This window comes from Neisseria sp. P0021.S006, assembly GCF_051956895.1.
Genome location: NZ_JBQCWZ010000569.1, coordinates 1 through 852, shown reverse-complemented (window position 1 = coordinate 852; position 852 = coordinate 1). Strand labels below are relative to the sequence as shown.

Below are 852 nucleotides of genomic sequence, written 5' to 3'. Positions count from 1 at the left end.
TGCTTTCCGCGCTTATTTCGTTGGCCGGCACTGCACACGCGCAACGCATCGTCGTGTTAACCCCCGATACGGCAGACATTGTTGCCGCGCTCGGCGCATTGGACGAGATCGTCGGCCGCGATCAGACCGTTCAAAATCCGGCGTTGAAAAACAAGCCCAGTATCGGCATTCATCGCCGCCTGACGGTTGAGCCGATTGTGGCCGCCAAACCCGACATTGCCATCGGTTCATGGATGGCGCAGCCTGCCGATATTTTTGCCCACCTGCAAAAAGCAGGCATTAAAGCCGTCAATGTTGCACCCGACGACAGCATCGCCGCCTATCCGCAAAGTATCCGCAACATCGGTCAGCTTATCGGCAAAAGCGCACAGGCGGACAAGTTGGCAAGCAAGTGGCAGGCGGATATGAAACAGCAGCCTTTCAGCGGCAAACGCTACCTCTTCAGCTACGACGGACGCATCGTATCGGGCAAGAATACGGCTGCCGACGAAATCATCCGCCGCGCCGGCGGTATCAATGCCGCAGCAGCCATTGACGGCCTCAAACCGATGACGCGTGAGGCATGGATTGCGGCCAAACCCGACATCATCATTATCGCCGACCACAACACTGCCATGATAGGCAACGTCAAAACCTTTGCCGCACGTCCCGAAATCGCTGGCTCGCCTGCCGCGAAAAACGGCAAGATTTATTTGTGGAAGGCCAACGATATGTTCCGTTACGGGCTGGATACGCCGCAAGTGATTCAGCGTTTGCACGGTTTGGCGAAATAAACGCGCCTGTTTTGAAAATCCTGCCCGATTTTTGTTTTCAGACGGCCTTGATGTGTTCCTTCTTGTTGAGGAAGCAAAA

1 protein-coding gene is annotated in these 852 nt (G+C 55.3%); it reads left to right on the top strand.

From position 1 onward, the window contains the following. Positions 1-773: heme/hemin ABC transporter substrate-binding protein (locus ACTHUM_RS15740; protein ID WP_440403385.1), on the top strand; the 773-nt coding region annotated here is incomplete at its 5' end. Positions 774-852: the final 79 nt, after the last annotated feature.